17 protein-coding genes, 1 tRNA gene and 1 riboswitch are annotated in these 26,468 nt (G+C 45.6%); of the genes, 6 read left to right on the top strand and 12 right to left on the bottom strand.

What is annotated here, in order from left to right:
- Nucleotides 1-3 precede the first annotated feature (3 nt).
- From ABMY42_RS23275 to ABMY42_RS23235, 9 genes are all read right to left on the bottom strand, one after another.
- A complete protein-coding gene (locus ABMY42_RS23275; protein ID WP_045491885.1) occupies nt 4-1,728 on the bottom strand; it encodes a GspE/PulE family protein in 1,725 nt (574 codons plus the stop codon).
- Nucleotides 1,725-2,822 (bottom strand): tetratricopeptide repeat protein, encoded by a 1,098-nt coding sequence (locus ABMY42_RS23270; RefSeq protein WP_349266845.1) that lies wholly within the window; start codon nt 2,820-2,822, stop codon nt 1,725-1,727. The genes ABMY42_RS23275 and ABMY42_RS23270 overlap by 4 nt, the downstream gene beginning before the upstream one ends.
- Nucleotides 2,807-3,652 (bottom strand): AAA family ATPase, encoded by an 846-nt coding sequence (locus ABMY42_RS23265; RefSeq protein WP_017187907.1) that lies wholly within the window; start codon nt 3,650-3,652, stop codon nt 2,807-2,809. The genes ABMY42_RS23270 and ABMY42_RS23265 overlap by 16 nt, the downstream gene beginning before the upstream one ends.
- Nucleotides 3,653-3,697: 45 nt before the next feature.
- Entirely contained in the window at nt 3,698-5,341 is a 1,644-nt protein-coding gene (mshL, locus tag ABMY42_RS23260) for a pilus (MSHA type) biogenesis protein MshL (protein WP_029789687.1), read from the bottom strand.
- A gap of 20 nt (nt 5,342-5,361) precedes the next feature.
- On the bottom strand, nt 5,362-5,691 hold the full coding sequence (locus ABMY42_RS23255; RefSeq protein ID WP_009698822.1) for a hypothetical protein: 330 nt from the start codon (nt 5,689-5,691) through the stop codon (nt 5,362-5,364).
- A complete protein-coding gene (gene gspM / locus ABMY42_RS23250) occupies nt 5,684-6,334 on the bottom strand; it encodes a type II secretion system protein GspM (RefSeq protein WP_005444327.1) in 651 nt (216 codons plus the stop codon). Before gspM ends, ABMY42_RS23255 begins: the two co-directional genes overlap by 8 nt.
- Entirely contained in the window at nt 6,331-7,779 is a 1,449-nt protein-coding gene (locus ABMY42_RS23245; protein ID WP_005444325.1) for an MSHA biogenesis protein MshI, read from the bottom strand. Before ABMY42_RS23245 ends, gspM begins: the two co-directional genes overlap by 4 nt.
- 11 nt (nt 7,780-7,790) lie before the next feature.
- A complete protein-coding gene (gene csrD, locus ABMY42_RS23240; protein ID WP_009698823.1) occupies nt 7,791-9,800 on the bottom strand; it encodes an RNase E specificity factor CsrD in 2,010 nt (669 codons plus the stop codon).
- A gap of 251 nt (nt 9,801-10,051) precedes the next feature.
- Complete coding sequence (locus tag ABMY42_RS23235) at nt 10,052-10,588, bottom strand: single-stranded DNA-binding protein (RefSeq protein ID WP_038898313.1); 537 nt, start codon at nt 10,586-10,588, stop codon at nt 10,052-10,054.
- A gap of 294 nt (nt 10,589-10,882) precedes the next feature.
- Here ABMY42_RS23235 and ABMY42_RS23230 point away from each other — a divergent pair, with 294 nt between their 5' ends.
- The 4 genes from ABMY42_RS23230 to ABMY42_RS23215 all read left to right on the top strand — a co-directional run bounded on the left by ABMY42_RS23230 (nt 10,883) and on the right by ABMY42_RS23215 (nt 17,379).
- The gene (locus tag ABMY42_RS23230; RefSeq protein WP_009698824.1) at nt 10,883-11,527 is read left to right on the top strand and encodes a LuxR C-terminal-related transcriptional regulator; all 645 of its coding nucleotides are present in this window, start codon (nt 10,883-10,885) and stop codon (nt 11,525-11,527) included.
- A gap of 161 nt (nt 11,528-11,688) precedes the next feature.
- Nucleotides 11,689-12,561 (top strand): UTP--glucose-1-phosphate uridylyltransferase GalU, encoded by an 873-nt coding sequence (gene galU, locus ABMY42_RS23225; protein ID WP_005444317.1) that lies wholly within the window; start codon nt 11,689-11,691, stop codon nt 12,559-12,561.
- A 137-nt stretch (nt 12,562-12,698) separates the two neighbouring features.
- Nucleotides 12,699-15,521 (top strand): excinuclease ABC subunit UvrA, encoded by a 2,823-nt coding sequence (gene uvrA, locus ABMY42_RS23220; RefSeq protein WP_029789689.1) that lies wholly within the window; start codon nt 12,699-12,701, stop codon nt 15,519-15,521.
- A gap of 67 nt (nt 15,522-15,588) precedes the next feature.
- Nucleotides 15,589-17,379 carry a PglL family O-oligosaccharyltransferase gene (locus tag ABMY42_RS23215; protein WP_349266844.1) on the top strand — a complete coding sequence of 597 codons (1,791 nt, stop codon included), beginning with the start codon at nt 15,589-15,591 and terminating at the stop codon, nt 17,377-17,379.
- Between the two features lie 56 nt (nt 17,380-17,435).
- Here the strand turns inward: ABMY42_RS23215 and ABMY42_RS23210 are convergent, their stop codons facing one another.
- Nucleotides 17,436-18,557 carry an alanine--glyoxylate aminotransferase family protein gene (locus tag ABMY42_RS23210; RefSeq protein WP_349266843.1) on the bottom strand — a complete coding sequence of 374 codons (1,122 nt, stop codon included), beginning with the start codon at nt 18,555-18,557 and terminating at the stop codon, nt 17,436-17,438.
- Nucleotides 18,558-18,780: 223 nt separating this feature from the next.
- Nucleotides 18,781-18,959: riboswitch (Lysine riboswitch) on the top strand.
- A gap of 123 nt (nt 18,960-19,082) precedes the next feature.
- On the opposite strand from ABMY42_RS23210, the gene lysC reads away from it, so the two are divergent.
- Complete coding sequence (lysC, locus tag ABMY42_RS23205; protein ID WP_005444309.1) at nt 19,083-20,435, top strand: lysine-sensitive aspartokinase 3; 1,353 nt, start codon at nt 19,083-19,085, stop codon at nt 20,433-20,435.
- A gap of 67 nt (nt 20,436-20,502) precedes the next feature.
- On the opposite strand, the gene metH is transcribed toward lysC, so the two are convergent.
- Entirely contained in the window at nt 20,503-24,183 is a 3,681-nt protein-coding gene (metH, locus tag ABMY42_RS23200; RefSeq protein WP_349266842.1) for a methionine synthase, read from the bottom strand.
- Between the two features lie 189 nt (nt 24,184-24,372).
- On the opposite strand from metH, the gene ABMY42_RS23195 reads away from it, so the two are divergent.
- Nucleotides 24,373-25,698 carry a sodium:proton antiporter gene (locus tag ABMY42_RS23195; RefSeq protein WP_005444304.1) on the top strand — a complete coding sequence of 442 codons (1,326 nt, stop codon included), beginning with the start codon at nt 24,373-24,375 and terminating at the stop codon, nt 25,696-25,698.
- Between the two features lie 650 nt (nt 25,699-26,348).
- Here ABMY42_RS23195 and ABMY42_RS23190 read toward each other — a convergent pair.
- Nucleotides 26,349-26,425, bottom strand: a tRNA-Asp gene (locus tag ABMY42_RS23190).
- Nucleotides 26,426-26,468 lie beyond the last annotated feature (43 nt).

Here is a 26,468-nt window from a genome sequence, read left to right as displayed (position 1 = left end):
TACCTACATGAAAATTGGGTCGGTTTTACCAGAAGCATCCCCTTCACCTAGGGTCATCACTTCATCCAAACTAACAATACCTTGCAATGCCAGTTCCATCGCTGAAGCAAGTAGTGGCTTGTAATTCTCGGAACGTCTCGCTGCTTGAGCGAACCCTACCGCGTCATTCGCACGCAGCTTGTCCATCATTTCATTCTCTAGCTCAAGCATTTCGAACACACCGATTCGACCTCGATAGCCCGTCAAGTTACAGTTTTGACAACCCGCACCTTTGCGGAAAGTGGTGCCGACTTGATTCGGGAAGCGACCAGCCAACCATTGCTGGCGCGATTCATCCAATACATCCGTGGTTTTACAGTCGGGACAAACACGACGAACCAGACGCTGAGCAACCACAGCACGGACCGCACTCGCAACTAGATAACCAGGCGCACCCATATCAATCATACGTAGCGCACTGTCTACTGCGTCGTTTGTGTGTAACGTACTTAACACTAAGTGACCAGTCAGTGCAGCGCGTAAACCAATCTCTACTGTTTCTTGGTCACGCATCTCACCAACGAGGATGATGTCCGGGTCCTGACGCAGGAAGGTACGTAGCACGCGAGAAAACGTTAGGTCGATCTTACTGTTGATCTGAACCTGAGTAATACGTGGTAGGCGATATTCCACCGGGTCTTCTGCAGTGATGATCTTCTTACCCGGCTCATTCAACTCACTCAGCGCGCCATAAAGCGTGGTGGTTTTACCAGAACCTGTCGGTCCCGTAACCAAAATCATACCGTGAGGACGAGAAAGCTGTCGCCGTAAGCGAGCAAGCAGTTCTGGAGGTAGGCCAGAGTCTTCAAGTTTGCGCAAACCAGAAGATTGGTTGAGCAAACGCATCACCACCGACTCACCGTATTGCGTTGGTAGTGTCGACATACGAATATCGATCGATTGACCACGAACTTTGATATTAAAGCGACCATCTTGTGGCAAACGCTTTTCAGAAATATCTAAGTGCGCCATCAGTTTGAGGCGCAGAACCAGCGCAGAGGCAATATTAACTTCATTTAGAAGCGTCTCGTGCAATACACCATCAACACGTTGGCGTAAGCGAAGCACTTTGTCATCAGGCTCGATGTGAATATCTGACGCGCCGACTTGCACCGCATCTTCAAACATCGAGTTAACCAGTTTTACGACGGTAACTTCTTCACTATCACCTTCATCAATACCATAGTCAAAGCCTTCAACGTCTTGGTGCTCAGCCTGAAGCTGCTCAGCAAACGAGGCGATTTCTTTTGTACGACGGTAGTAACGGTCAAAGCTTTCGACTAACTGACGTTCTGGCGCAATGATGAACTCTAGGTCATATTCACCAAGCAAGTTCATCAGGGATTCTTGAGTAAACAAGTCCGCAGGATCACTCATTGCAACGCGTAGCGTGTCACCGTTTCGAGCAACGACCATGGCACGCAAGCGTCGCGCGTGCACTTCGGGCAAAACTTGTACAGCATCGGCATCAATCGGGGCTCGGCTCAAATCAATCAATGGCAAACCGAGCTGCTGAGATAAGAACTCCAGCATCTGCTTTTCGCTGATAAAACCAAGGTCAATCAACGCATCACCCAGTTTTTGTCCTGTGCTGTGCTGAGCACTCAATGCTTGCTGAATTTGTTCTTCAGAGACAATCCCCTCTTCAACAAGTAGATCACCTAAGCGCTTTCTCAACTGAATTTTCATTGCGTGTTCTCCAGTTGTTTTAAGATGTTCAAACGGTCACGAATAAATGCCTGAGACTGATTCGAAATACCCACTTTCCCCAATGCTTGTTGATAAGCGGCAATAGCAGCAGAAAAATCCAATGCTCGCTCTTGCTGAATACCTAAACCAAGCCACCAGCGCGCGTTGTCAGGTTCGCGCTGCGTCAGCAGTTGGTAGCTTTCTAGAGCAATTTGGTTTTGTTTTTGCTTTTGTGCCAAAGCGGCACGCATCGCTAGATAATCACGGCTTGGTGCAGGAGGCAGATGCACTAGAGGGCTCAGCGCCGCTTCTGGTTGATCTGCTTTCACCAATAACTTTGATAACGCTAAGCGAAGTGACTGGTTATTCGTATCTAGCGAGATACCAGCTTGTAGGATTTCGTAGGCTTTGCGCGTGTCACCTTTGCCAAAATATAATGCGGCTAGCTTTTGACGAGCTTCAAGGTTCGTTGGTTGGTAACGAAGTGCTTCATTAAAAGATGACAATGCGGTTTTCATGTCATTCGCATCCATCGCTTTATCCGCACGTGCCAACGCTTTTTCAGCTAACTCTTGATGGGTCAGTTCTACTTGCTCAATTCGCATCGAATGCTCTTGCCCAACATTCGATGAATTCGTCACATTATTGCTCAGACTCGCCAACAACACTGGCTGCTCGACCGTGCTGCTCACCTCATTACGAGGAACATAATCATCCACCTCTGGCGTTGATTTCGCAGCAGATAATGCGACTTTTACCTTCGGTTTTTCAATTCGTTGCGTGTACACCACATCATTTAATTGTGGCGTTGTCTTATTGGTTGGAGATTGGCTTACTTCAACTACAGGCAAAGGTGGAACATTCTCCATATTAGTCGTTGAAGACGAAACTGTTGCAATCTCTTCAATAGGAGCGGGACCTTGAGATACCGCCCAACCACCGACAGCTAAGCTCAACGAAAAGCCCCCCACAAGCCATAGCCATGGTTTGCTTCGAGAAATACTCGGGATCTCTGCCTTGGTTAGTTCCGAAGGCGATTCTTTTTCAGCAAGTTCTGATAATGCTTTATTGATGGCACTCAAGGCTGACTCCATCCCCAAAATACGGGAGATTTAAACTTAGGTTTACGTGCGTCAAAAGTGTCATGCATGGCAACGTAAACATGATGATTTTTCAAAAGCGTACAACGGTCATTGAACGCAGTAAGTAAAGCTTTATGGCTGATCTGATTAATCAATCTCGGGATGCCCATCGCCGAGCGCCAAATGGCTTTCTTTTGTTCAATAGAGAAGATATGCGCCCCATTACCCGCTTTATCTAGACGATTGTTGATGTAGGCAACGCCCTCTTCGATCGAGAGAGGACGCAGTTGGCAACTGAACGTAATGCGTTGACGAAATTGGCGCAACTCGTGAGTCTCTAATCGCTCATCTAATTCGGGCTGACCAAACAAGACCAATTGAATCAGCTTATCTTGTTCCGTTTCCAAGTTGCCAAACAAGCGCAAGGTTTCTAACGCTTCAGAAGACAGAGCTTGTGCTTCATCAACAATCAGTACCGTTTTTTTTCCTGACACATGGACTTGGATCAGCCGCTCTTGGATCAGTGAAACGACTTTAAGTGGGTCAGTATCTTCAATCCCAAGCTCTCTGGCCACAGCAAACTGCAATTGCTCACCACTTAGAACCGGATTTGGCAGATAAACTAATTCGACTTGTGATTCAATTTGCTCAATCAGTTTTCGGCACACCATGGTTTTACCCGTGCCCACTTCACCTGTGATTTTGATGACCCCTTCCCCCATTTTGACGGCTGCCATAATGGTCTGAATCGCCTCATAATGAGGTACCAGCCCCAGAAACATTTCTGTATTTGGGGTTAGTGAGAAAGGTTGAACTCGAAATCCAAAATGTGACAGGTACATACTCGAATCACAACACCACGTTAAACAGAGACTTCCTAACGCCAATTACTCAGCGTCAGGAAACCACTCTTGCAGTAAATCACGTGAGCGCTCTAGCTCTTTCTGCCATGTATTTACGCCCACAACTGTTGGTTTCAAAAGAATGACGAGTTCTGTTTTCTGCGATACGTTATTGATAGTTCGGAACAAGTTACCAAGAGCAGGCACATCACCTAGGAACGGTACTTTTGACACTTGCTCGATATTTTGCTGTTTCATCAAGCCGCCAATAACCACCACATCGCCATCTTTTGCGCGAATCACTGAGTCAGATTCTCGAATCGAGCTTTTTGCCAGCGGGAGTTGAACGTTGTTGAAGTCACCACCAAGGTTTAGCTTCTTAATCTCTTCTTCCACTTCAATTACGGCAGGGTGAACATGCAGGAATACGTTACCTTTGTTGTCAATCTGTGGCGTAACATCTAGAGAGATCCCTGAGAAGAAAGGCGTCAACTCAACTTCAGGAACCGCATTAGAGTTTTCACCATTACCCGCATTACTAGAAAGTTCGGTTACAAAGTACTCGTCGGTACCGACTTTAATAACTGATTTCTGGTTATTTGCTGCGGTAATACGTGGGCTAGAAAGCACGTTCAAGTCGCCCTGCGTCGCCATAAAGTTCATCACGGCTGAGAAGTTACCATCACTGATGGTGATATTAGTTTGCCCACCTAAAAGTGAACCAATCGCATCCAATGGAGGTAGACCACCTGTAGGACCTGGACGGTTGATAACTACGCTACCTGAATTACCAATAGAAGCAGTCATATTCGACCAGTTGATACCTTGCTGGTAACCATCACTTAGCGTCACCTCTAAAATCTTCGCTTCTAGGATAACTTGGCGCTGCATACGCTCCTGAGAAACGCCCAAGAACTCACGAACTTCACGAATTTCATCAGGGAAAGCACGTAAGGTGATCACACCCGCTTGTGGCGTAACAACAACACTTTGACCTTGACCTGAGCCAATTAGGTTTGCAACGGCTTGTTGCAGCATCGGCCAAAAATCACTTTCGGTGATGGTTTCAATGCGTGTACCGCCAGTCGATGTGGTTGAGCTATCACCGTTGTTGTTATTTGAATCAGAAGAATCTGAATCGTCAGAACTGCCACCAGAGCTAGAAGTGCCCGCAGATGTCACAGACCCCGTCACGATACTGGTCAGTGAGCGGCCAGAACGTTTGAACTGAAGATAATCAACAGGAATGGTCACTGTGCGCATACCAGCAGGATAAACCTGAATCACTTTGCCTGATTTCACAACATCGTAGCCATACATGTCTTGTACAACGTTGAGCACTTCATCTAGGGTGACGTCGGAAAGGTTAACGGTGATGTTGCCTTGCACTGCTGGGTGGATAGCCACACTGTATTCAGTTCCTTTCACCAAAGAGGCAAAGAAGCTACGAGCTTCTACTGCGTTCGCTTGGATTCTAAAACGCTTTAAAGTGCCTTGCTCTGAAGACACGCTAGTGTCTAAGTTCGGCATAAGATCGGCTTCTACAGAAGAAGGGATCTCTTCTAGTGCACGGCTATTTGCTTCATTGATAGACTCATTAAGTGCTTGCTTCACTTCCACTGGGTCTCGGTGACCCATAGAACAACCCATTAAGGAAGCAACCACGATTCCTACAACTAATTTGCGCATATCTGATCAGGCTCTGGTTATTATTTTTTTACGTTTAAACCAAAAAGCTCTAGTTTCCACTGACGGTCACCACGCTTTAAAGTTACAAATTCACTGTTGATACTGGCTACACGGTAGCCATTGAGTTTCGCTCCTGGCTCAACAATACGGTTATTCAAAATCGCCACGCATTGAGTATTTGGTTTACATACAATACTGTTCAGTGTTGGCAAGCGATATTGTTTTGCTTTCGGCTTTGTTTGCTCTGTGACTGGCTTTTGCCAGCCTAATGGTGCTGTTGGGTCTTGGCTTGCCCAGCTATGACCAGCAACAACTGTCAGCATTAGGGAGATTATGATTTGCTTAACCACCAATAAACTCCTCTCGTGAACCTAAGGTGTAAACTTCCAGTACAAGTTTTGCTTTTGGATATTCTTCCACGTTGTAGCTAAAGCTTCGCCAGTAGTAACTCGCTGGTAAACCTTCTAATTTCGTCAGATAGTTAGCAATTGAAAAGTAATCGCCAGTCAGCTCCATGCGCACAGGGTGTACGTAATAACCCGAGTATTGCGACGCTTCTTTGTCTTCTGTAATTGGTTCAGCAGGTAAAGTTTGTAGAGATACCAAATGAATACCACTTTGCTGCTCTAAGACACTCTCCAACAAACTTGCCATTTGCGAAGGAGTAATCAAATGTTCGATGATCTCTGAAAGTTGCATGGAAAGGTGTTGGCTTTCCATAAGCAATTGAGAGATAGCTTGATCAATTTCCGCGTTCGGATCTTTTTTCAACTGCGCTTGAATACGTAAGATCTCGATTTCTGTCTGTTGATTCGTCTGTTTTAAGTTACGCAGCTGCTTATCGTTACTCGTAACCTCATTCAGTTTTGGCTCCAAGACCAAAGTGAAAAGCAACATCACTACCGTCACTAAACCACACAGTGCGATGAGTACTTTTTCACGCCCGCTCATTTCATCGAAGCGCTCTTCTAACGAGGACCAAAACTCATTCATTTCTCTTTGTCTCCGCGCGTCTTCAATTCAAAGGTCACGATGTTGTCTTCATTACGTCCGATTTTTACGTCATCAAACGTGCGCCCTACAAGGCTAATTTCATTTTTAAACTGGCTTACCCAATTCGGAACTGCGCTTGGCGATCTCGCCAAACCTTGGAGATCTAAGGTCGATGCATCAATACGAATTGCAGACAAAGAAATATTGTTGCTGCCCAACTTGGCTAAAGCCTGCATTACGCCAGAATAGCCTGTACGTTGTGAATCATCGTACTTACCAACGGCTTTTAATGAGTCACGCTTCGCTTTTACTTCACGCTCTAAACGCGCTTTGGCCGCGATCTTATTGGTGTCTGGCTGATGCTTACGTAATTTGGCTTGTTGGTGTTGAAGTTCTGACTTCATGATATCGCCCTTGCTTTTCACAATCGCAATTTCATCTTCTACACCTTGGCTTTGCCAAGTCACATAACCGTAAGAAACAAAGATCAACGCAGCCGCAACACCCCAAGAAATAGCAACGTTTTTGAGGGTTAATAAATTCTTCTTCGGTTTAAGGAAGTCTGGATAAAGATTGACACGTCGCTCACTGGACGTAGCTAACGCCGTATCTGCCAATACATGACCAGATAGTTCGTGTTCTTCAGTAAGCAGCGGAGAGACTTTGGTGCTTAAGCGGTAGTTAAGCGATTCCACCAGTTCTTGTTCATCTTCATCGTCACAACACACCTTCAGTTGGTGCAACTGAACATGACGCAGTTGAGAAGAGAGGTAATCGATTGAACGCTGTAGCTCTAGCGACAAGCTATCCATTTGCAAGTCACTCGAAGGTACGCCCGTTAGTGGTGGCGTTACACTGCGAATAGAACGGTGGAAAGCGATAGTATGATCAACGAATGCGCTGATACGGAAGTGTCCGCGTGCGCTGCGTTGTAGTAATAAGAAATTACCAAGTTCACCTGAGGTATCACCCCAGATGTCATCCTCAGGAATAATCGCTTCAAGGCTCAGTTGAACTCGACTCGCAAGCAGTACAATCTTATCGAGAATTTTGCGAGAAAGAACATAAGCTTGGACTTTATTCGAGTTTGGTAGCTCTACTGCATCGGCAATAATGTCAATAGCACGCTCTGATATCAGCTCTTTTAACAAAAACGGCAACGCCGATGGCCACTCATTGCGAGGCATAGCAGGCTTGTCGATTTGGTACATCTGATAGTAGTTGTGAGCTAACACAACCGTTAACGAATCATAAGAGCTTGCAGCTACACTTAATGCCTGTTCACAGGCACGTTCCCAATTTGATTCTGAGATCTCAAATTTAGATGGTCGGCTGCTTTTCGTCGGTGATGATAAATAAACTGCGTCTGGCTGAATAACCAAAAAGCAAGTGCGACCACCGACCGATGATCGCTTGAGCTTGTCGAGTACTGCTTTAAAATCCATGATTATTATCTTTATTTTTTTCGCCAGCGATTTCTTCGTCCCAGTTTAACTTGGGATTCAGATTGAGAAGTCGGCGCCGGTGTAGAACGAGGAAGGTACTGCTCTTCAGAAGAGAAGTAACGCCCTTGCCCACCGTGAACACCCAACTCATTAAGCGTGTTCAACTCGTGCTTATTCTCAATACCCACTGCTATTATTTTTGTTTTGCTGTTTGCGGCCGCACCCAACATACTGCGAACAAACAACTGGTTTTCATGTCTCTGATCGATCTTTGTTACCAAGCTGCGATGAAGCTTGAGATAACGAATGTCTACTTCTTTTAAGTAATGCGTGCTGACAATGGTACGTCCGGCCTGCCCAATCATTACGTAGCATTCTAAACCGGACAGCATTTTAGCGACTGGTCGCATAAAGTCTAAGTGTCTTACAAATTGTGCTTCCACAAACTCAAAAATGAGACACTTTCTTTGCTCCCGTGACAATTGTAAGAGTTCATCACGGAACCACTTGAAATATTCTCGCTGCCCAAAAGGCACAACATGAAGATTAAGTACATATTGCTTAGAGCTATCAAAGTTGTGTTTAAAGTCTTTTAAGAATGTACCAATAACGGCGCGATCCATTTGCGCTTCATAGCCGACTTGACGAACGGCAGAAATAAAACGAGAAGCTTTAACAATGCCATTTTCCGGATCGCGAATCCGACATGTTAACTCTTCGTGCAATGGTTTTTTATGCGCCACATCACTTATTGAATAGGCTGATTGTGCGTAGAGTATCACATTTTCAGACGTGAGTGCTGTGTCAAATAGCGTACGCCATCTCACACTGCCTCGTGCTTCTTCATCATGATTCCACTTTTTAAAACGGCTCCAATTATTGTTGTTCTGCAATTGGGCACTACGCAATGCGGTTTCTGCTTCATCAATGATTTGGCTATGACGCTCTCCTTCTTTGTACATGGTGATTCCGATATGACACCAGTTATCAGAATCCAATGGATAAGGAGGATGGAGTTTTTCTAATTGGCGAATACATTGAGACGCCAAATTTGCGACATCTTTCGCTGCTTGGTGAGGTAAGAAAAGCGCAAAGTCAGCATCGTAGTAACGAGAAAATACGACATCGGGATAACGTTGAACTAAATTGGACAGTAAACTACCAATCTCAACGATAAATTCATCGCAAGTTTGTTTGTCCTGTTCTTCTTCTACAGATTTCCAATCTTGAACTCGTATCAGCATCACTGCGCCACGAGCCCCACTTTCTAACAGCGCCGATTCAAGCTTACTATCAAACAAAACTCGGTTTGCTGTACCAGTTAACTTATCGAGGAAAGTTTGAGTACGAATAAAGGTATCAAAGCGACTGCGCTCTTGGCGGGCATCTTGCAGCTCTTCAATTAATACATCCAATGCTTCGCTTGCCGTGTATGGCCATTCTCGCTCATCACCTTTCGCGTATTGCTCAACCCGCCCAGCTAAGATCATACGACCGCGCTCTTCGAGCATTTCAGAGCCAGCAAGTTGTTCTTTGAGCCATGCAACACCACGCATCAAGCAGAAGATGATCAAGATGACCGCGAGCGTAATCGACCACAAAGCTTGCATTGAATAGCCGTAGCCTAAATAAGGAGGAATAGCCTTAAAGTAGATGACATAGTCTTGGTTGTGAGTGAGCTGAAACTCATGCTCAAACAACATGGAACTGTCTATCTTGTGGGAGGTGTCTTTGAAGCGGTATACGACGGCGTTATTCGTCGAGAGCGTCATCTCAACAATGTTACTTGCCTGTAGCATCTTTGGCATCCAACGCTGCATGGAATATGCTGCGTCAGGGTCTTCCATCTCTTTATCAACCACTTCAACGATCCCTTCCAAATAATGGTTGAGATACTCTTGCCCTAGTCGCTTAAAAGAGAGGGTGCCGCCGACAAACAAGATAAACATTGCGCAAATGACGATCATGGTGACAAAAGCCACCAGCCGCGTGCTTAGCTTAAGAGTTGGGGTATACCTCATGAATACCAAATTCCTTTTCTATTCATCATATACCTTGTTGAAATGTTTATACTTGATAAGCGTTCAGTAAACAATCGCATTCGTATGAATGTGAGAAGCTGAGGCGGAAAGAAACAAGGCATCATTCGATATTTGAGAGTTGCTGCCTTTTTGTGGCGATACGGAAATAATGTGAACCACAATGACAGAACATAACGGGAATAAAAAAGCCGCGAAATTCGCGGCCTTTTAAATTCAATATCAATTAGATTTTAGAACGGGATATCGTCGTCAAAATCCATTGGCGGCTCGTTATATTGCGGCTGTTGTTGCTGCGGAGCCTGTTGTTGCTGTTGCTGAGGAGCGTTGTATTGCTGCTGTTGAGCCGGTTGTTGAGGTTGACCCCAGCCGCCTTGTTGCTGTTGTTGACCGCCACCCATTGGAGCGCCACCTTGAGCACGACCGCCAAGCATTTGCATTACGCCATTGAAGCCTTGAACAACCACTTCTGTTGAGTAGCGATCTTGACCACTTTGGTCTTGCCATTTACGAGTTTGAAGTTGACCTTCAACGTAAACTTGAGAACCTTTACGTAGGTACTCACCCGCTACTTCAGCAAGCTTGCCGAATAACACAACACGGTGCCATTCTGTTTTTTCGCGCTGTTCGCCAGTCGCTTTATCACGCCATGACTCAGAAGTTGCAATCGTGATGTTTGCTACTGCACCGCCATTAGGCATGTAACGAATTTCAGGGTCGTTACCTAGATTCCCCACCAAAATAACTTTGTTAATTCCACGGCTGGCCATGATGTGCTCCGTTTCACTCTGGATCTATATATAAAATTTTAGCGCATAAGAATACACGCTTTGGTGTTTTGATTAAAGCCTAATCCCATTGTGTTCTGAGATTAGAAATTGTGGAATCAAAATCTCACTCCAACCTCTAGGCGTAGCATTTTTGATTCGTTTTGCAGATATCGTTTCGCGAACCTTTGAATCTCAACGCATTTCCTCTCTAACGCTATGGCTCCAAATTGTGATTGATGACACCGTATTTGCGTTTTTGACCTCATGGAACTTCACTCAAGGAGATTAGGGCGCGTGAAAAAATCAGCTTATGCGAGAAAATTGTTTTTGATCAGTATGGAAGACGACGCAGAGAAAAAAGTCGAAGCACTCGTGAAATACACTGATATTGATATCCCTGTCATCTCCACACAAGCACTGATGGAAGCCAATCCAAAGCATCGCAATAAAATCCTGTTGATTGACTTTAGTGAACATAAAACACTCGTACAATCGATCAAAAACTTGCCTTTAATTTGGAAGAATTTTGAAACGGTCATATTCAATGTTCCTAAACGCTTAACCACCGATGAGTTGTTGTCTTTTGGGCAACTAAAAGGCGTATTTTATCAGGAAGACTCTCTAGAGCAGGTAGGTGAAGGCTTGAGAGAAATCGTGAATGGTCAGAACTGGTTGCCAAGAAATGTCACTAGTCAATTGCTTCACTATTATCGCAATGTCCTCAGCACGCACACCGCCCCAGCAACCGTGGACTTAACCATCCGTGAGTTGCAAGTTTTACGTTGTCTTCAAGCAGGAGCATCTAACAATCAAATGGCAGAAGAATTGTTCGTCAGTGAATTCACCATTAAATCTCACCTTTATCAGATATTCAAAAAGCTCTCCGTAAAGAATCGCGTTCAAGCTATCGCTTGGGCAGACCAAAACCTGTTGTCATAAATCAGATGAACAACACAATTTCGCTCATACAGTGATGGCTCATGCTTATTTAGGCTCAAATTGACGTACTTTTTCCTACTTAATTCATGATTCATATGCATCTCTCGTGTTAAAGTGATGCCCAGATTCTTGATTAAAAAATGAGAAAGGATATTCCCCCAATGATTAAAAAATGTCTGTTCCCTGCAGCTGGCTATGGTACGCGCTTCCTCCCAGCGACTAAGTCTATGCCTAAAGAAATGATGCCTGTAGTGAACAAGCCACTGATTGAGTACGGTGTAGAAGAAGCCATCCAAGCTGGCATGAATGGCATGTGCATCGTAACAGGTCGTGGTAAGCACTCAATCATGGACCACTTCGATAAAAACTACGAACTGGAACACCAAATCAGCGGAACAAACAAAGAAGAACTATTGGTTGATATCCGTGAAATCATTGACTCTGCAAACTTCACTTACATCCGCCAGCGTGAGATGAAAGGTCTAGGTCACGCAATCCTTACTGGTCGCGAATTGGTCGGTGATGAACCATTTGCAGTAGTACTTGCCGATGACCTTTGTGTGAACGAGCAGGAAGGCGTGTTGGCTCAAATGGTAGCGCTATTCAAACAGTTCCGTTGTTCAATCGTTGCTGTTCAGGAAGTACCAGAAGAAGAAACTCATAAATACGGCGTAATCTCTGGTGAGATGATTAAAGATGACATCTACCGCGTAGACGACATGGTTGAGAAACCAGAACAAGGCACTGCACCAAGTAATCTAGCGATCATCGGTCGTTACATCCTGACTCCAGACATTTTCGAACTGATCGAAAACACGGAACCGGGTAAAGGCGGCGAAATCCAAATCACTGACGCACTGCTTAAGCAAGCAAAAGCAGGTTGTGTATTGGCGTACAAATTTAAAGGTCAACGTTTCGACTGTGGTAGCGTAGAAGGTTACATCGAAGCCACAAACTACTGCTTCGAAAACCTATACCTAAAAGACGAAAAGAAGTCTGAGCTAGGTAAACACGCAACGAAGAAAGAAGTGTAAATAACTCAAACTTACTGATTCTAAAGCCCAGCTTAATGCTGGGCTTTCTTTTACTGTTTTTTTGTCCAGTATTTTCTTTGCACATTTCTCACACTATGTAATACTTGCGTCACTTGGTTATACATAGAGCAAAAACGATGGATAAAATAGAAGTTCGTGGTGCCCGCACCCATAACCTCAAAGACATCAACCTCACTATCCCCCGCGATAAACTGATTGTCATTACTGGTTTGAGTGGTTCTGGTAAATCCTCTCTCGCATTCGATACTTTGTATGCTGAAGGTCAAAGACGTTACGTCGAATCCTTATCAGCTTACGCACGCCAGTTTTTGTCTCTTATGGAAAAACCAGATGTTGACCACATAGAAGGTTTGTCTCCTGCAATCTCGATTGAGCAGAAATCAACATCACATAACCCACGCTCTACTGTTGGTACTATTACTGAGGTGTACGACTACCTGCGTCTGCTTTACGCACGCGTTGGTGAACCTCGTTGTCCAACACACCATACGCCTCTAGCAGCACAAACCATCAGCCAAATGGTCGATAAAGTCTTAGAGTTGCCAGAAGGCAGCAAAATGATGCTACTTGCTCCTATCGTGAAAGAGCGTAAAGGTGAGCACGTTAAGACACTGGAGAACCTAGCAGCTCAAGGTTTCATCCGCGCACGTATCGATGGTGAAACTTGCGATCTTTCTGATCCACCGCCGCTAGAACTGCACAAGAAACACACTATTGAAGTAGTTGTGGACCGCTTTAAAGTTCGCCCAGATTTGCAGCAACGTTTAGCTGAATCCTTCGAAACCACGCTAGAGCTTTCTGGTGGTATTGCGGTTGTGGCACCAATGGACGGCGAAGGCGAAGAAGTGATCTTCTCAGCCAACTTTGCTTGTCCAATTTGTGGCTACAGCATGCAAGAACTTGAGCCTCGCTTGTTCTCGTTCAACAACCCTGCAGGCGCGTGTGGCACTTGTGATGGTTTAGGCGTGCAGCAATACTTTGATCCAAGCCGAGTCATTCAAGATGAAACGCTGAGTTTGGCACAAGGTGCGATTCGAGGTTGGGATCAAAAGAACTATTACTACTTCCAGATGCTGACTGCACTGGCGGATCACTACGGTTTCGATCTTCACGCACCATTTAACTCTCTACCAAAGAAAACCCAAGACATCATTCTTAAAGGATCGGGGCGTACTGAAGTCGAGTTTAAGTACATTAACGATCGTGGTGACATTCGTGTTAAGCGCCATCCTTTTGAAGGGATTCTGAATACACTTGAACGCCGTTACCGCGACACTGAATCTAACTCAGTACGTGAAGAGCTCGCAAAATACATCTCGACTAAGTCTTGCTCAAGCTGTGGCGGTACACGTCTGCGCCTAGAAGCTCGTAACGTTTTTATTGCTGATACGACACTACCAGAGATCGTTGAGCTCAGCATCGCCGACGCATTGGAATTCTTCCACACTTTGAAGCTCGAAGGCCAACGCGCCCAAATCGCTGAAAAAGTGATGAAGGAAATCAACGACCGCTTGCAGTTCTTAGTGAACGTGGGTTTGAACTACCTCAACTTATCGCGCAGCGCGGAAACCCTATCGGGTGGTGAAGCTCAACGTATTCGTTTAGCAAGCCAAATTGGTGCTGGTTTAGTGGGCGTCATGTATGTTCTAGATGAGCCATCGATTGGTCTCCACCAGCGTGATAACGAACGCCTATTGAAAACCCTAACCCACCTAAGAGATTTGGGTAACACAGTATTAGTGGTTGAGCACGATGAAGATGCGATTCGTTGCGCTGATCACGTGATCGATATCGGTCCAGGCGCAGGTGTACACGGTGGTAACGTGGTCGCTGAAGGTACGATGGACGAGATTATCGCCAATCCGAACTCACTGACTGGTCAGTACCTCAGTGGCGCGAAAGAGATTGCGGTACCAAAAGAGCGTACGCCACGCGATCCAAAGAAAACCGTTGAACTACTTGGCGCGACAGGTAACAACTTAAAGAATGTCGATCTTTCCGTTCCTGTTGGCTTGTTCAGTTGTATCACCGGTGTATCCGGTTCAGGTAAGTCGACTCTGATCAACGATACCTTCTTTAAGATTGCCCATACTCAATTAAACGGTGCAACAACGGCGCACCCTTCACCATACAAAGCGATCAAAGGTTTAGAGCACTTCGATAAAGTTATCGACATTGACCAAAGCCCTATCGGTCGCACACCACGTTCAAACCCTGCCACTTACACAGGCATATTTACTCCGATTCGTGAACTGTTTGCGGGTACACAAGAGTCGCGCTCTCGCGGGTACAAACCGGGGCGCTTTAGCTTTAACGTTCGTGGTGGTCGCTGTGAAGCCTGTCAGGGCGACGGCGTAATCAAGGTGGAAATGCACTTCTTACCTGACGTTTACGTTCCTTGTGATGTGTGTAAAGGTAAACGCTACAACCGCGAAACACTTGAGGTTCGTTACAAAGGCAAGACCATTGATGAAGTACTAGAAATGACGGTAGAAGATGCACGTACTTTCTTCGACCCAGTGCCAGCGATTGCTCGTAAGCTGCAAACGCTAATGGATGTTGGTTTGTCTTACATTCGCTTAGGTCAAGCAGCAACTACGTTGTCAGGTGGTGAAGCTCAGCGAGTGAAACTGGCTCGAGAGCTGTCTAAGCGTGATACTGGTAAAACCTTATACATTTTGGATGAGCCGACAACCGGTCTGCACTTCCACGATATCCAGCAGCTACTAACTGTACTGCACCGTCTGCGAGACCACGGAAATACCGTTGTCGTCATTGAGCACAACCTCGATGTAATTAAGACGGCAGACTGGATTATTGACTTAGGTCCTGAAGGTGGACAAGGCGGCGGTGAGATCATCGCACAAGGAACGCCTGAAGATGTGTCTCAGATCGAAGGTTCGCACACAGCTCGCTTCCTTAAGCCTATGTTGAAGTAGAAAAAACAGGTAAAGTACAAAGACCAGCCAATGCTGGTCTTTTTTCATTCAAAACAACACAATAACTATGGCAACTATACACGTCAGTGGAACTAAGCTTTCTCCAGGGAAAGTCCAAGTTCCTCTTAACCGCAAGTTTCTCATCGCGTTAGCAGCTCTCTTTCTGTTGGCGATGCACTTCTTTATGCCAAATCCGGGTGGCTCTGGACTAGCACTGTCTTTTAATGCGACCACGTGGATTGCGTTCAGCTTTGCACTTGGTATTGGCTGCTACCAACTTGCGACCAATCGTGTATTACGCTATTCCAAATTAACAATCGGTCTGTTGATCAGCTGTATCATCATGACGCTACCTATCTTCTACCCCAATGCGGATAGTGCGCTCGCAGCAAATAAACTGATTGGCTTGTGGTGCGGCATGTTGTTCTTCGTTGTACTGCAGCAGTTCCACTTCAGTAACAAGCATCGCCAGCGCTTGTTGTGGTTTATTGTCCTTGCCGTTGTTATCGAAGCGATTTTCGGTTTAACGCAATATCTTTACCTTAAACCAGGAAACGTATTTGGATACGACACGATAGCTAACCGCCCTTATGGCATCTTCCAGCAACCAAATGTCATGGCGAGCTTCCTTGCAACTGGTTTAGTGATTGCCAGCTATCTACTCGCCAGACAATCTTACAAATATTCTCGTAAACTCAGCGATATTTACCTGTTGTACGCCGTACCTGTACTGACACTGCCTCTTATTGTTGCCCTTGCCTCTCGTACTGGTTGGCTAGCATCCATCATTGCTATTTTGCTGGTGATTCCATACATGTATCGCTTTGCAACGCGTGCACGTTTTGTTCGATGGGTAATGGCGATGGCAACAGGTCTCGCGCTGTCGATTGTGGTGATGAATATTGCCTTCCCAGATGGAAACGGTCTTGCCAGTGAAAAGGTGAATATGGAGTCACCACGTGCTTACACCTTCCCACAAACATTGGACATGGTGATTGAGAAGCCATTCACTGGGTACGGTTACGGCAAGTTTGAGTCAGAATACATGCTATACACAGCGCGTCAGCATGCACTCAATGAAAGCTATCCTGCGGGCTTGCCATCGATGGATCACCCGCACAATGAATTGTTGTACTGGGCAGTAGAGGGCGGATTGTTGCCAATTCTGGGGATCTTTTTGGCAATGGCGTTAGTGCTATATCGCATCTACCAAGCCAAACGCGGTACTCGCTTAGCACTGCTGGCACTGTTTATTCCAATCGTGCTGCACTCGCAATTAGAATATCCCTTCTATCATTCATTGGTGCATTGGCTGATCTTTGTGATTCTGCTTTATTGGGTCGACCAACGAGTTTCTCGTTACCGCCAAGCACCGTTTAGCAAAGTAACCAAAAGTTTATTGCGAGTATGTAGCCTCGTCATTCCAGCAGTATTTACTTTCTATATGGTTAGCGCATTGCACACCAACTATGTCTTAACCAAGTTTGAAACAACGCGCCCGACCAACCCGGACATCTTGAATCAGGTGACAAATCCTGTGGTTTGGAAAGATCGTTTCGATTGGGATGTATACAGTACTTTCTTAAACATCGGCTTATATAAACAAGATCCAACCTTGATTCAGCCTTACATTGATTGGTCTCTGGAAATCATTAAAGACAAGCCACGCCCAGCGTTTTACAACAACTTGATACTGGCATATCAAGGGTTGGATGACACAAGCAAGGCAGAACAAATTCGTGCAGAGGCACAGTTCTTGTTCCCTAAAATTGATTTCAGTGGCGTCAACTATCAGCCACCTTCTCAAGCTATCTCAGCCTCACCAACACCAACACCAACGTCCAGCGCTGAGCAATAAATACAAAAAAGCGAAGGAATAACCTTCGCTTTTCTTTACCTCATTACCGAGGCGATTTATTCAGTCAGTGACTCTTCTAAAGCTCGCAAACACAAAGCAACATTTTCAGGTCGAGCACCATAGCCCATCAGTCCAATTCGCCATGCTTTACCAGCAAGTGCACCAAGACCTGCACCAATCTCTAGGTTGTAGGTTTCAAGTAAGTGATTGCGCACTTTTGCTTCATCAATTCCTTCAGGGACATAAATCGCATTCAATTGCGGTAGTCGATATTCTTCTTCTACCACGAATTCAAAACCTAGTTTTTGCAGACCCGCTTTAAGCTTCTCATGCATTAACTGGTGACGCGCCCATGCATTTTCTAAGCCTTCATTTTTAAGGATAAGTAGAGCTTCATGTAGCGCATACAAACTATTCACCGGCGCAGTGTGGTGATAGCTGCGTTTGCCTTCTCCACTCCAGTAACCTAATACTAAGCTTTGATCCAAGAACCAGCTTTGAACCGGTGTCGTCCTGGATTGAATCTTCTCAATAGCAGCCGGAGAAAGAGTCACTGGCGATAAGCCGGGAACACAAGACAAACATTTTTGGCTGCCAGAATACACAGCATCTAACTGCCATTCATCGACTTTGAGAGGTACACCACCAAGCGAAGTCACGGCATCGACAATCGATAGCAGACCGTATTGCTTCGCAAGCTTACCCAAGACTTGAGCGTCACTCACCGCGCCCGTCGACGTTTCTGCATGAACAAAAGCAAGAATCTTCGCATCAGGGTGCTGCTTTAATGCTTCTTCAACTTTATCGACCGATACAGGCGTTCCCCACTCATCATCGACGACAACCGCTTCACCACCAGCACGAACCACGTTTTCACGCATACGCTCACCGAAAACACCATTGCGGCAGACGATGACTTTGTCGTCCTTTTCAATCAAGTTGACAAAGCACGTTTCCATACCTGCACTACCCGGCGCAGAGACTGCGATAGTAAATTCATTTTCCGTTTGGAAAGCGTATTTAAGCAGTTGTTTTAGTTCATCCATCATAGCAATGAAAAGTGGGTCTAGGTGACCAACCGTTGGACGGCTAAGCGCTTGTAAAACCTGAGGTGAAACATCAGATGGACCAGGTCCCATTAAAATACGATGTGGGGGAATAAAGCTTTGGATCGGCATGTCAGCTCCTTGATTGCAGTCATTCATCCTGAGCGTTATAAAAGTTCTATGTAAAATGCTGGCTCAGGCATCGGAGTTTTCACCCTAATAGATTTTTCCTCTATCGGCAATTAGCCCTAAGTATAGAGGTCAAACCACTGTCACAAATTCGTTAATAAAAACTTTCATAATGGTTGAGATATTGGTTGACAATGTGACAGCAAAACCGTTCAATGTTTAAGCTTTATGCAGAAGAGGAGCACTACCCAGGCAGGTGATTTGTGGAGCCGCAATTCCAATACCAATCACTCAGGGGGAGTAGTGCCGAGGTAAGTCAAAGTTGCAGGATTTGACTTGTCGGTTGACTTGGGTTGAGTCCCATCAACTGTCATCAGCGCCGTATGATGAAGAGCTTCTGAGGGTAAATTTTCAAATTACATTCTAACTACCTCTCTATTTGCTCTGTTCCTTTCCTCACCAAACATTGGATGTATTGGGCAACCAATTAATTGTTGTTATTTTTTCAGGAAGTCGTGGGAGAACGCAGTGAGCGCATTTAACGTAGCAAAATTCGGTGGAACCAGTGTTGCCAACTTTGAGGCAATGAGTCGTTGCTCCACTATCATAGAAAACAACCCAAATACTCGTCTTGTCGTCAGCAGCGCTTGCTCAGGTGTCACTAACTTATTGGTTGAGCTGGCAAATGGTGTTCAAGACCAAGAACATCGAGCAGAAGTACTTCAGAAACTAGCAGGTATCCACGAATCGATTCTGTCGCAGCTAGAAAACGCAACCGAAGCAGCAGCTGAGGTTTATTCGATTCTTGATACCGTCACGAGCTTGGCAGAGGCTGCTTCAATCCAAGCAAGCACCAAACTGACAGACCATTTAGTCGCTTGTGGTGAATTAATGTCGACTCATATCCTTGCACAACTAATGCGTGAGCGTGGTGTGAACGCAGTTCGTTTTGATATTCGCGACGTGCTAAAAACCGATGGTAATTTTGGTCGAGCTGAACCTAATGTCGAGACAATTTCGCAGCTAGCACAAGAAAAGTTAGTACCACTTTGCCAAGAATATGTGGTTATCACCCAAGGTTTTATTGGCTCAGATGAAGAAGGTAATACCACCACGCTTGGTCGTGGCGGCAGTGACTACAGTGCAGCACTCATTGCAGAAGGTGTGAAAGCAGCAGGTCTAGAGATTTGGACCGACGTACCGGGCATCTATACCACAGACCCACGTATCGCCTCAAAAGCAGCGCCAATCCCAGAGATCAGCTTTAGCGAAGCATCAGAGATGGCAAACTTCGGCGCAAAAATTCTACACCCTTCAACGCTAGTTCCGGCACTTCGTCACGACATCCCTGTATTCGTAGGCTCGTCTAAAGAACCGGAAAAAGGTGGTACATGGATCCGCCACCAAGTAGAGAGCTCACCTTTATTCCGAGCACTTGCTCTGCGCTGCAACCAAACCATGGTGACATTACGCAGTGCTAACATGTTCCACGCATACGGCTTCTTAGCCAAAGTATTTGAGATCCTAGCGAAGCACAAAATCTCTGTAGATCTGATCACCACATCTGAAATCAGTGTGTCACTCACTCTTGACCAAACAGACACGTCTGGCGGTGCTCCTCAGTTACCACAAGCCGCGCGTGAAGAGCTTGAAGAGCTATGTAAAGTAGAAGTAGAACACGACCTATGTCTCGTCGCTCTGATTGGTAACAACATGAGTGAAAGCAAAGGCTACGCGAAGCAAGTATTTGGCACGCTAGAAGACTTCAACCTACGTATGATCTGTTACGGAGCAAGTCCACATAACCTGTGCTTCCTTGTTCACGAGTCGGTATCTCGCCAAGCGATTCAAAAACTGCATACTGAATTGTTCGAGCAATAAAAACTCTTTCATCCACTAATAAGCAAGGGCTGCACATGGCAGCCCTTTTCGTTTCGATCTGGTTTGGTTAACCGTTAATGTTGGGACCTAACCATTTTTCCGCTTCGATCCTATCCCAGCCTTTGCGATCAGCATAGCTTTGCAGCTGATCCTCTTGGATCTGAGCGATCGCAAAGTAACGAGAGTCAGGGTGCGAGAAGTACCAACCCGAAACGGATGCACCTGGGTACATCGCATAGCTCGATGTCAGTGACATTCCAATGTTTTCTTCAACATTCATAAGCTCCCAAAGCGATCCTTTCTCAGTATGCTCTGGACATGCTGGGTAGCCAGGAGCAGGACGAATACCTTGGTATTTCTCACGAATCAGGTCTTCATTCGACAGAGCTTCATCCGCAGCGTAACCCCAAATCTCTTTACGCACACGCTCATGTAGATACTCAGCAAATGCTTCCGCCAGACGGTCCGCTACCGCTTGAATCATGATGGCATTGTAATCATCACCTTGCGCTTTGTATTCGTCGGCAAGTTCACGCTCACCGATACCACCAGTTACTGCAAAAGCACCAACCCAATCGCGCTTACCAGACTCTTTCGGTGCAACATAATCAGACAGACAGTAGTTGAAGCCTTTTGGTTTCTCCGTTTGCTGACGCAAGCTATGCAGCACTTTCGCCACTTCAGTACGCGACTCGTCGGTGTAGACTTCGATATCATCACCCACGCTTGCAGCAGGGAACAGACCACACATACCTCGCGCTTTGAGTAAGCCTTCACGCTCAACACGATCCAATAACTCATTAGCGTCTTTGTACAGGCGCTGCGCCTCTTCACCCACTTCTTCATGGTCAAAGATTGTTGGGTATTTACCGACTAATGACCAAGTCATAAAGAAAGGTGTCCAGTCGATGTACTTACGTAAAGTAGACACTTCAAAGTCATCAAAGATATGGATGCCCGGCTTCACCGGAGCAGGAGGCGTATACTTATCCCAATCAATCGCGACTTTGTTCGCTCTTGCTTCTTCTAAAGTAACAGGCTTAGTGCGCGGCTTCTTACGGTTATGCTGATCACGTACGCGTTCATAATCCACGTCAAGTTTCTCAACAAAGCCAGGACGAAGTTCGTCTGAAAGTAATGATGTACATACACCAACCGCACGAGAAGCGTTATTGACGTAAACCACTGGATGTTTGTAGTTTTGCTCAATCTTTACCGCCGTATGCGCTTTGGATGTTGTCGCACCACCAATCAGAAGCGGAAGATCAAAGTCAAGACGCTCCATTTCTTTGGCTACATGCACCATTTCATCGAGGGACGGAGTAATCAAACCAGAAAGACCAATGATGTCGACGTTTTCTTCTTTGGCTACCTTGAGGATCTTCTCACATGGCACCATTACGCCAAGATCGATGATCTCGTAGTTGTTACATTGCAGAACCACGCCAACAATGTTTTTACCGATATCGTGCACGTCACCTTTTACCGTAGCCAGTAAGATCTTACCGTTGGAAGAACCGGCTTGCTTCTCTTTATTAATGAAAGGCTCTAAGTGCGCTACCGCCTGCTTCATAACACGCGCTGATTTCACTACCTGCGGAAGGAACATCTTACCTTCACCAAATAAGTCACCCACCACGTTCATGCCGTCCATCAATGGACCTTCAATGACTTCAAGTGGCTTAGAGGCATTAAGGCGAGCTTCTTCGGTATCTTCAACGATGAACTCAGTAATGCCTTTAACCAGCGCATGCTCTAGACGTTTTTCTACCGCCCAAGTACGCCACTCTAGTGCAGAAGCATCTTCTTCTTTGCCAACACCCTTTCCGGCGTATTCTGCCGCGATATCAAGTAGTCGCTCGGTCGAATCATCACGGCGGTTAAGAACCACATCTTCTACTGCTTCACGTAACTTATCAGGAACGTTATCGTAAATTTCTAACTGACCCGCGTTCACGATGCCCATGTCCATACCGTTTTTAAAACAGTGGTATAGGAACACCGCGTGAATCGCTTCACGAACGTAGTTGTTACCGCGGAATGAGAAGGAAACGTTAGAGACACCACCGGAGATCATCGCGTGAGGCAAGTCGCGCTTAATGTCGGCAACCGCTTCGATGAAATCCACGGCGTAGTTGTTATGCTCTTCGATGCCCGTCGCAACCGCAAAGATGTTCGGGTCAAAGATGATGTCTTCTGGTGGGAAGCCGACTTCATCAACCAAGATACGATAAGCATTAGTACAGATTTCTAGCTTACGCTCACGTGTTTCTGCCTGACCAACTTCGTCAAACGCCATAACGATAACTGCAGCACCATAGCGACGAATCAGTTTTGCTTGCTCAACAAACTTCTCTTTACCTTCTTTCAAAGAGATGGAGTTTACGATGCCCTTGCCCTGAATACACTTCAGCCCCGCCTCAATGACCTCCCACTTAGAGGAGTCGACCATGATAGGCACTTTAGAGATCTCAGGCTCAGATGCGCATAGGTTTAGGAAGCGTACCATACAGGCTTCTGCATCCAACATGCCTTCATCCATGTTGATGTCGATGATCTGAGCGCCGTTCTCAACTTGTTGTCGGGCGACCTCTAACGCTTCATCATAGAGTTCTTCTTTGATCAGACGTTTAAATCGAGCAGAACCAGTTACGTTAGTACGTTCACCCACGTTGATAAACAGCGTCTCTTTTTCAATAGTAAGAGGCTCAAGACCGGATAAACGACACGCAACCGTAAGCTCAGGCAAATCACGAGGTTTCACACCTTCAACTGCCATTGCCATATGGCGAATATGCTCTGGCGTGGTACCACAACAACCACCAATTAGGTTGAGGAAACCGCTCTCCGCCCACTCTTTAACGTGTTCCGCCATATCTTCTGGCGAAAGGTCATACTCGCCAAAAGCGTTCGGTAGACCCGCGTTTGGGTGAGTAGAAACAAAAGATTCAGAAATACGAGAAAGCTCTTCTACGTACGGGCGCAGTTCATCAGGACCAAGCGCACAGTTCAAACCAAATGAAATCGGGTTAACATGACGAAGAGAGTTATAGAAGGCTTCCGTTGTTTGACCAGAAAGCGTACGTCCAGAAGCATCGGTAATGGTACCGGAGATCATAACTGGTAACTCGATGCCTAGTTCTTCGAAGACGCTATCAACCGCGAAGGCACAAGCTTTCGCGTTAAGTGTATCGAAGATAGTCTCGATCAGAATAAGGTCAGAGCCACCTTTGATCAGCGCTCGAGTTGATTCTGAATAAGCTTCAACAAGCTCATCGAAGCTGACGTTACGATAGCCCGGATCGTTTACATCAGGGGAGATAGAACAAGTACGGTTTGTTGGACCAAGCACACCCGCGACATAACGTGGGCGCTCTGGCGTTTTTGCCGTCCACTCATCAGCGGCTTCACGAGCAAGCTTTGCAGCGGCGAAGTTGATTTCCTCACTCAGGCTTTCCATTTCATAGTCAGCCATCGCGATCGTCGTCGCGTTAAAGGTGTTGGTCTCAAGAATATCAGCGCCTGCTTCTAAGTAAGCGCTGTGAATTTCCTTAATCAATTGAGGCTGAGTAAGCACCAACAAATCGTTGTTGCCTTTTAGATCACAATGCCAATCTGCAAAGCGCTCTCCTCGATAGTCTTGCTCTTCAAGTTTATATCCCTGAATCATGGTGCCCATACCACCATCGATCAGCAAGATACGTTGCTTTAATTGAGCTTCAATCTGTTGTCTTACATTACTTCCCACAGTACAGCCTCATTCCTTTAGTTATTTCTCCATCCTATCACACAAATTAAAGGAGTCTAGACGTCTAAAATACGAATTACTGATTATTTTGTCTCCGTCGAGTTACAAAATAATCTCGAAAAAATGTTTGCTATTTAGTCAACATCGTCCGAGAATTCCATTCATAAAATGTTACAAATAGAGAGCTCTATGTCGGTCTATCATACTTTATGTTTTCTATCTGCAGCGGCAATGGTTATTGCCTTTGTAAACAGTAAGATAGGAAAGATGCAAACCACCATCGCAATCACTGCCGGTTCGATGATTCTTTCACTCCTCATTCTAATCGCAGGTCAAAATGATTGGTTTCATCTCACCGAGATAGCGACCGAAACGGTTACCAGCATTAACTTCGAGGACTTTCTTCTTAAAGGTATCCTCGGATTCCTACTTTTTGCCGGTGGTTTGGGTATAAAACTCCCTAACCTCAAAGACCAAAAATGGGAAATCACCGTACTCGCTTTAGGTGCAACACTCTTCTCAACCTTCTTTATTGGTTTTGTACTTTACGGCTTCTGCCAAGCTATCGGCATTCAATTCGACCTCGTCTACTGCCTGCTATTCGGTGCGCTTATCTCCCCAACCGACCCGATTGCAGTACTCGCCATTGTTAAAAAGCTTAATGCACCAAAACGAATCTCTACACAGATCGAAGGTGAATCTCTGTTTAACGACGGCTTTGGTCTGGTTATTTTCGTAACACTATTCACCATCGCCTTCGGTACTGAAGCTCCAACGGTAGGTAGTGTGACAATGCTATTCATTCAAGAAGCGATTGGTGGCATCGTTTACGGCTTCGTACTAGGTTTAATTTTCCATTACCTAATCAGCGCAACTGATGACCACTCAATGGAACTACTACTTACTATAGGTGTACCAACCGCTGGTTACGCATTTGCAGAATACCTTCACGTATCTGGACCACTTGCGATGGTGGTATCGGGTATCATGATCGGTAATTGGACGCGCTTCATTGGCTTCTCTAAAGAGAGTGAAGATCATCTAGACCACTTTTGGGAATTGGTCGATGAGTTCCTAAATGGGGTGCTATTCCTTCTTATTGGTATGTCGATGCTGTTGTTCGAATTCCACAAAGAAGACTGGATCATGATGGCAATTTCAGTACCACTAGTACTGGCTGCTCGCTATCTAAGCGTGTTCATTTCTTACATCGGATTTAAGCGCTATAGAAAATATAATCCTTGGTCTATTAAGATCTTAACTTGGGGTGGCTTGCGCGGCGGCCTCGCTCTAGCTATGGCACTATCAATCCCATCGGGTATCTTAGTTATTCCAGAGAAATTGATTGATGTGAAAGAGATCATCATGGTGATGACCTACTCGGTGGTTGTGTTCTCAATCCTGATTCAAGGCTCCACCATTACGCCAATGATCGAGAAAGCGAAACAAGCAGAGAAAGACATGGAAGCAGAAGTTTCATCGGAACCACAAGAAGCAAAAGCATCTCAAGAATAAGTACCGCGATAATTCTTAAAAAAAGGCAGCCAACTGGCTGCCTTTTTTATACTTTGTTCGCGACTAGACCTCTAGACAATATTCTATTCCCTAGCCCAGCACCTTTTATAGTTCGATCAACCAAATGCAGCCAAAGTGGTAATGAATAGCTTCAACTTGAGAAAAATCTACAGGAATGCATAAAGATGGCTAGCAAAATCTATCAGATTCACTTTTGCAAACCTCGAGATCTTTACTAGCGAGGACAAAACGTTCTATGTGAGTGTGACGAAGTCCAAACATTAATGCTCAAGCAAATTTACGAGCCACTGAGCTCTAGTTGAAAAGTCAATGAGTATCTAAATATAAAAGTTGTTCTGTCGAACCACGTCGTTGTGTGGTGTTTTTCTGAATAAGAGTAATTAAGGTAGGGACGTCGGAAGAAATTGCAGGTTACCTGAAACTTTTACGGGCTCGTTTCCTAGAAAGAGGGAATCGTATTCTAGAAACGACAAAACCCAGTCCGGAGACTGGGTTTCTAAATAAGTGGCGGAGCGGTTGGACTTGCACTCAATTGGACTGCACACGAGCGGGACTCGTTGGTCGTAAACCAAAATAATAGCGCAAACGAAAAAGCCCTAGCACTTCTGCTAGGGCTTTGTCTGAATAAGTGGCGGAGCGGACGGGACTCGAACCCGCGACCCCCGGCGTGACAGGCCGGTATTCTAACCAACTGAACTACCGCTCCGCACTGGTTAGACCTAAAGTCTAAGTTTTTGTCTTCACTTTTT

It is taken from the genome of Vibrio sp. SSH13-20 (genome assembly GCF_040104475.1).
Taxonomy (GTDB): Bacteria; Pseudomonadota; Gammaproteobacteria; order Enterobacterales; family Vibrionaceae; genus Vibrio; species Vibrio harveyi.
The sequence above is the reverse complement of the archived record's forward strand: the minus strand, read 5'-3'. Positions and strand labels throughout refer to the sequence as shown.

Bases quoted from the DNA above. Each gene is read 5' to 3' on its own strand.
- csrD (WP_009698823.1), bottom strand. From the start codon at position 9,800: ATGAGGTATACCCCAACTCTTAAGCTAAGCACGCGGCTGGTGGCTTTT.
- ABMY42_RS23265 (WP_017187907.1), bottom strand. From the start codon at position 3,652: ATGTACCTGTCACATTTTGGATTTCGAGTTCAACCTTTCTCACTAACC.
- ABMY42_RS23210 (WP_349266843.1), bottom strand. From the start codon at position 18,557: ATGCCGATCCAAAGCTTTATTCCCCCACATCGTATTTTAATGGGACCT.
- ABMY42_RS23235 (WP_038898313.1), bottom strand. From the start codon at position 10,588: ATGGCCAGCCGTGGAATTAACAAAGTTATTTTGGTGGGGAATCTAGGT.
- gspM (WP_005444327.1), bottom strand. From the start codon at position 6,334: ATGAATGAGTTTTGGTCCTCGTTAGAAGAGCGCTTCGATGAAATGAGC.
- mshL (WP_029789687.1), bottom strand. From the start codon at position 5,341: ATGCGCAAATTAGTTGTAGGAATCGTGGTTGCTTCCTTAATGGGTTGT.
- galU (WP_005444317.1), top strand. From the start codon at position 11,689: ATGATTAAAAAATGTCTGTTCCCTGCAGCTGGCTATGGTACGCGCTTC.
- ABMY42_RS23215 (WP_349266844.1), top strand. From the start codon at position 15,589: ATGGCAACTATACACGTCAGTGGAACTAAGCTTTCTCCAGGGAAAGTC.
- ABMY42_RS23195 (WP_005444304.1), top strand. From the start codon at position 24,373: ATGTCGGTCTATCATACTTTATGTTTTCTATCTGCAGCGGCAATGGTT.
- uvrA (WP_029789689.1), top strand. From the start codon at position 12,699: ATGGATAAAATAGAAGTTCGTGGTGCCCGCACCCATAACCTCAAAGAC.
- ABMY42_RS23275 (WP_045491885.1), bottom strand. From the start codon at position 1,728: ATGAAAATTCAGTTGAGAAAGCGCTTAGGTGATCTACTTGTTGAAGAG.
- ABMY42_RS23245 (WP_005444325.1), bottom strand. From the start codon at position 7,779: ATGGATTTTAAAGCAGTACTCGACAAGCTCAAGCGATCATCGGTCGGT.
- ABMY42_RS23270 (WP_349266845.1), bottom strand. From the start codon at position 2,822: ATGGAGTCAGCCTTGAGTGCCATCAATAAAGCATTATCAGAACTTGCT.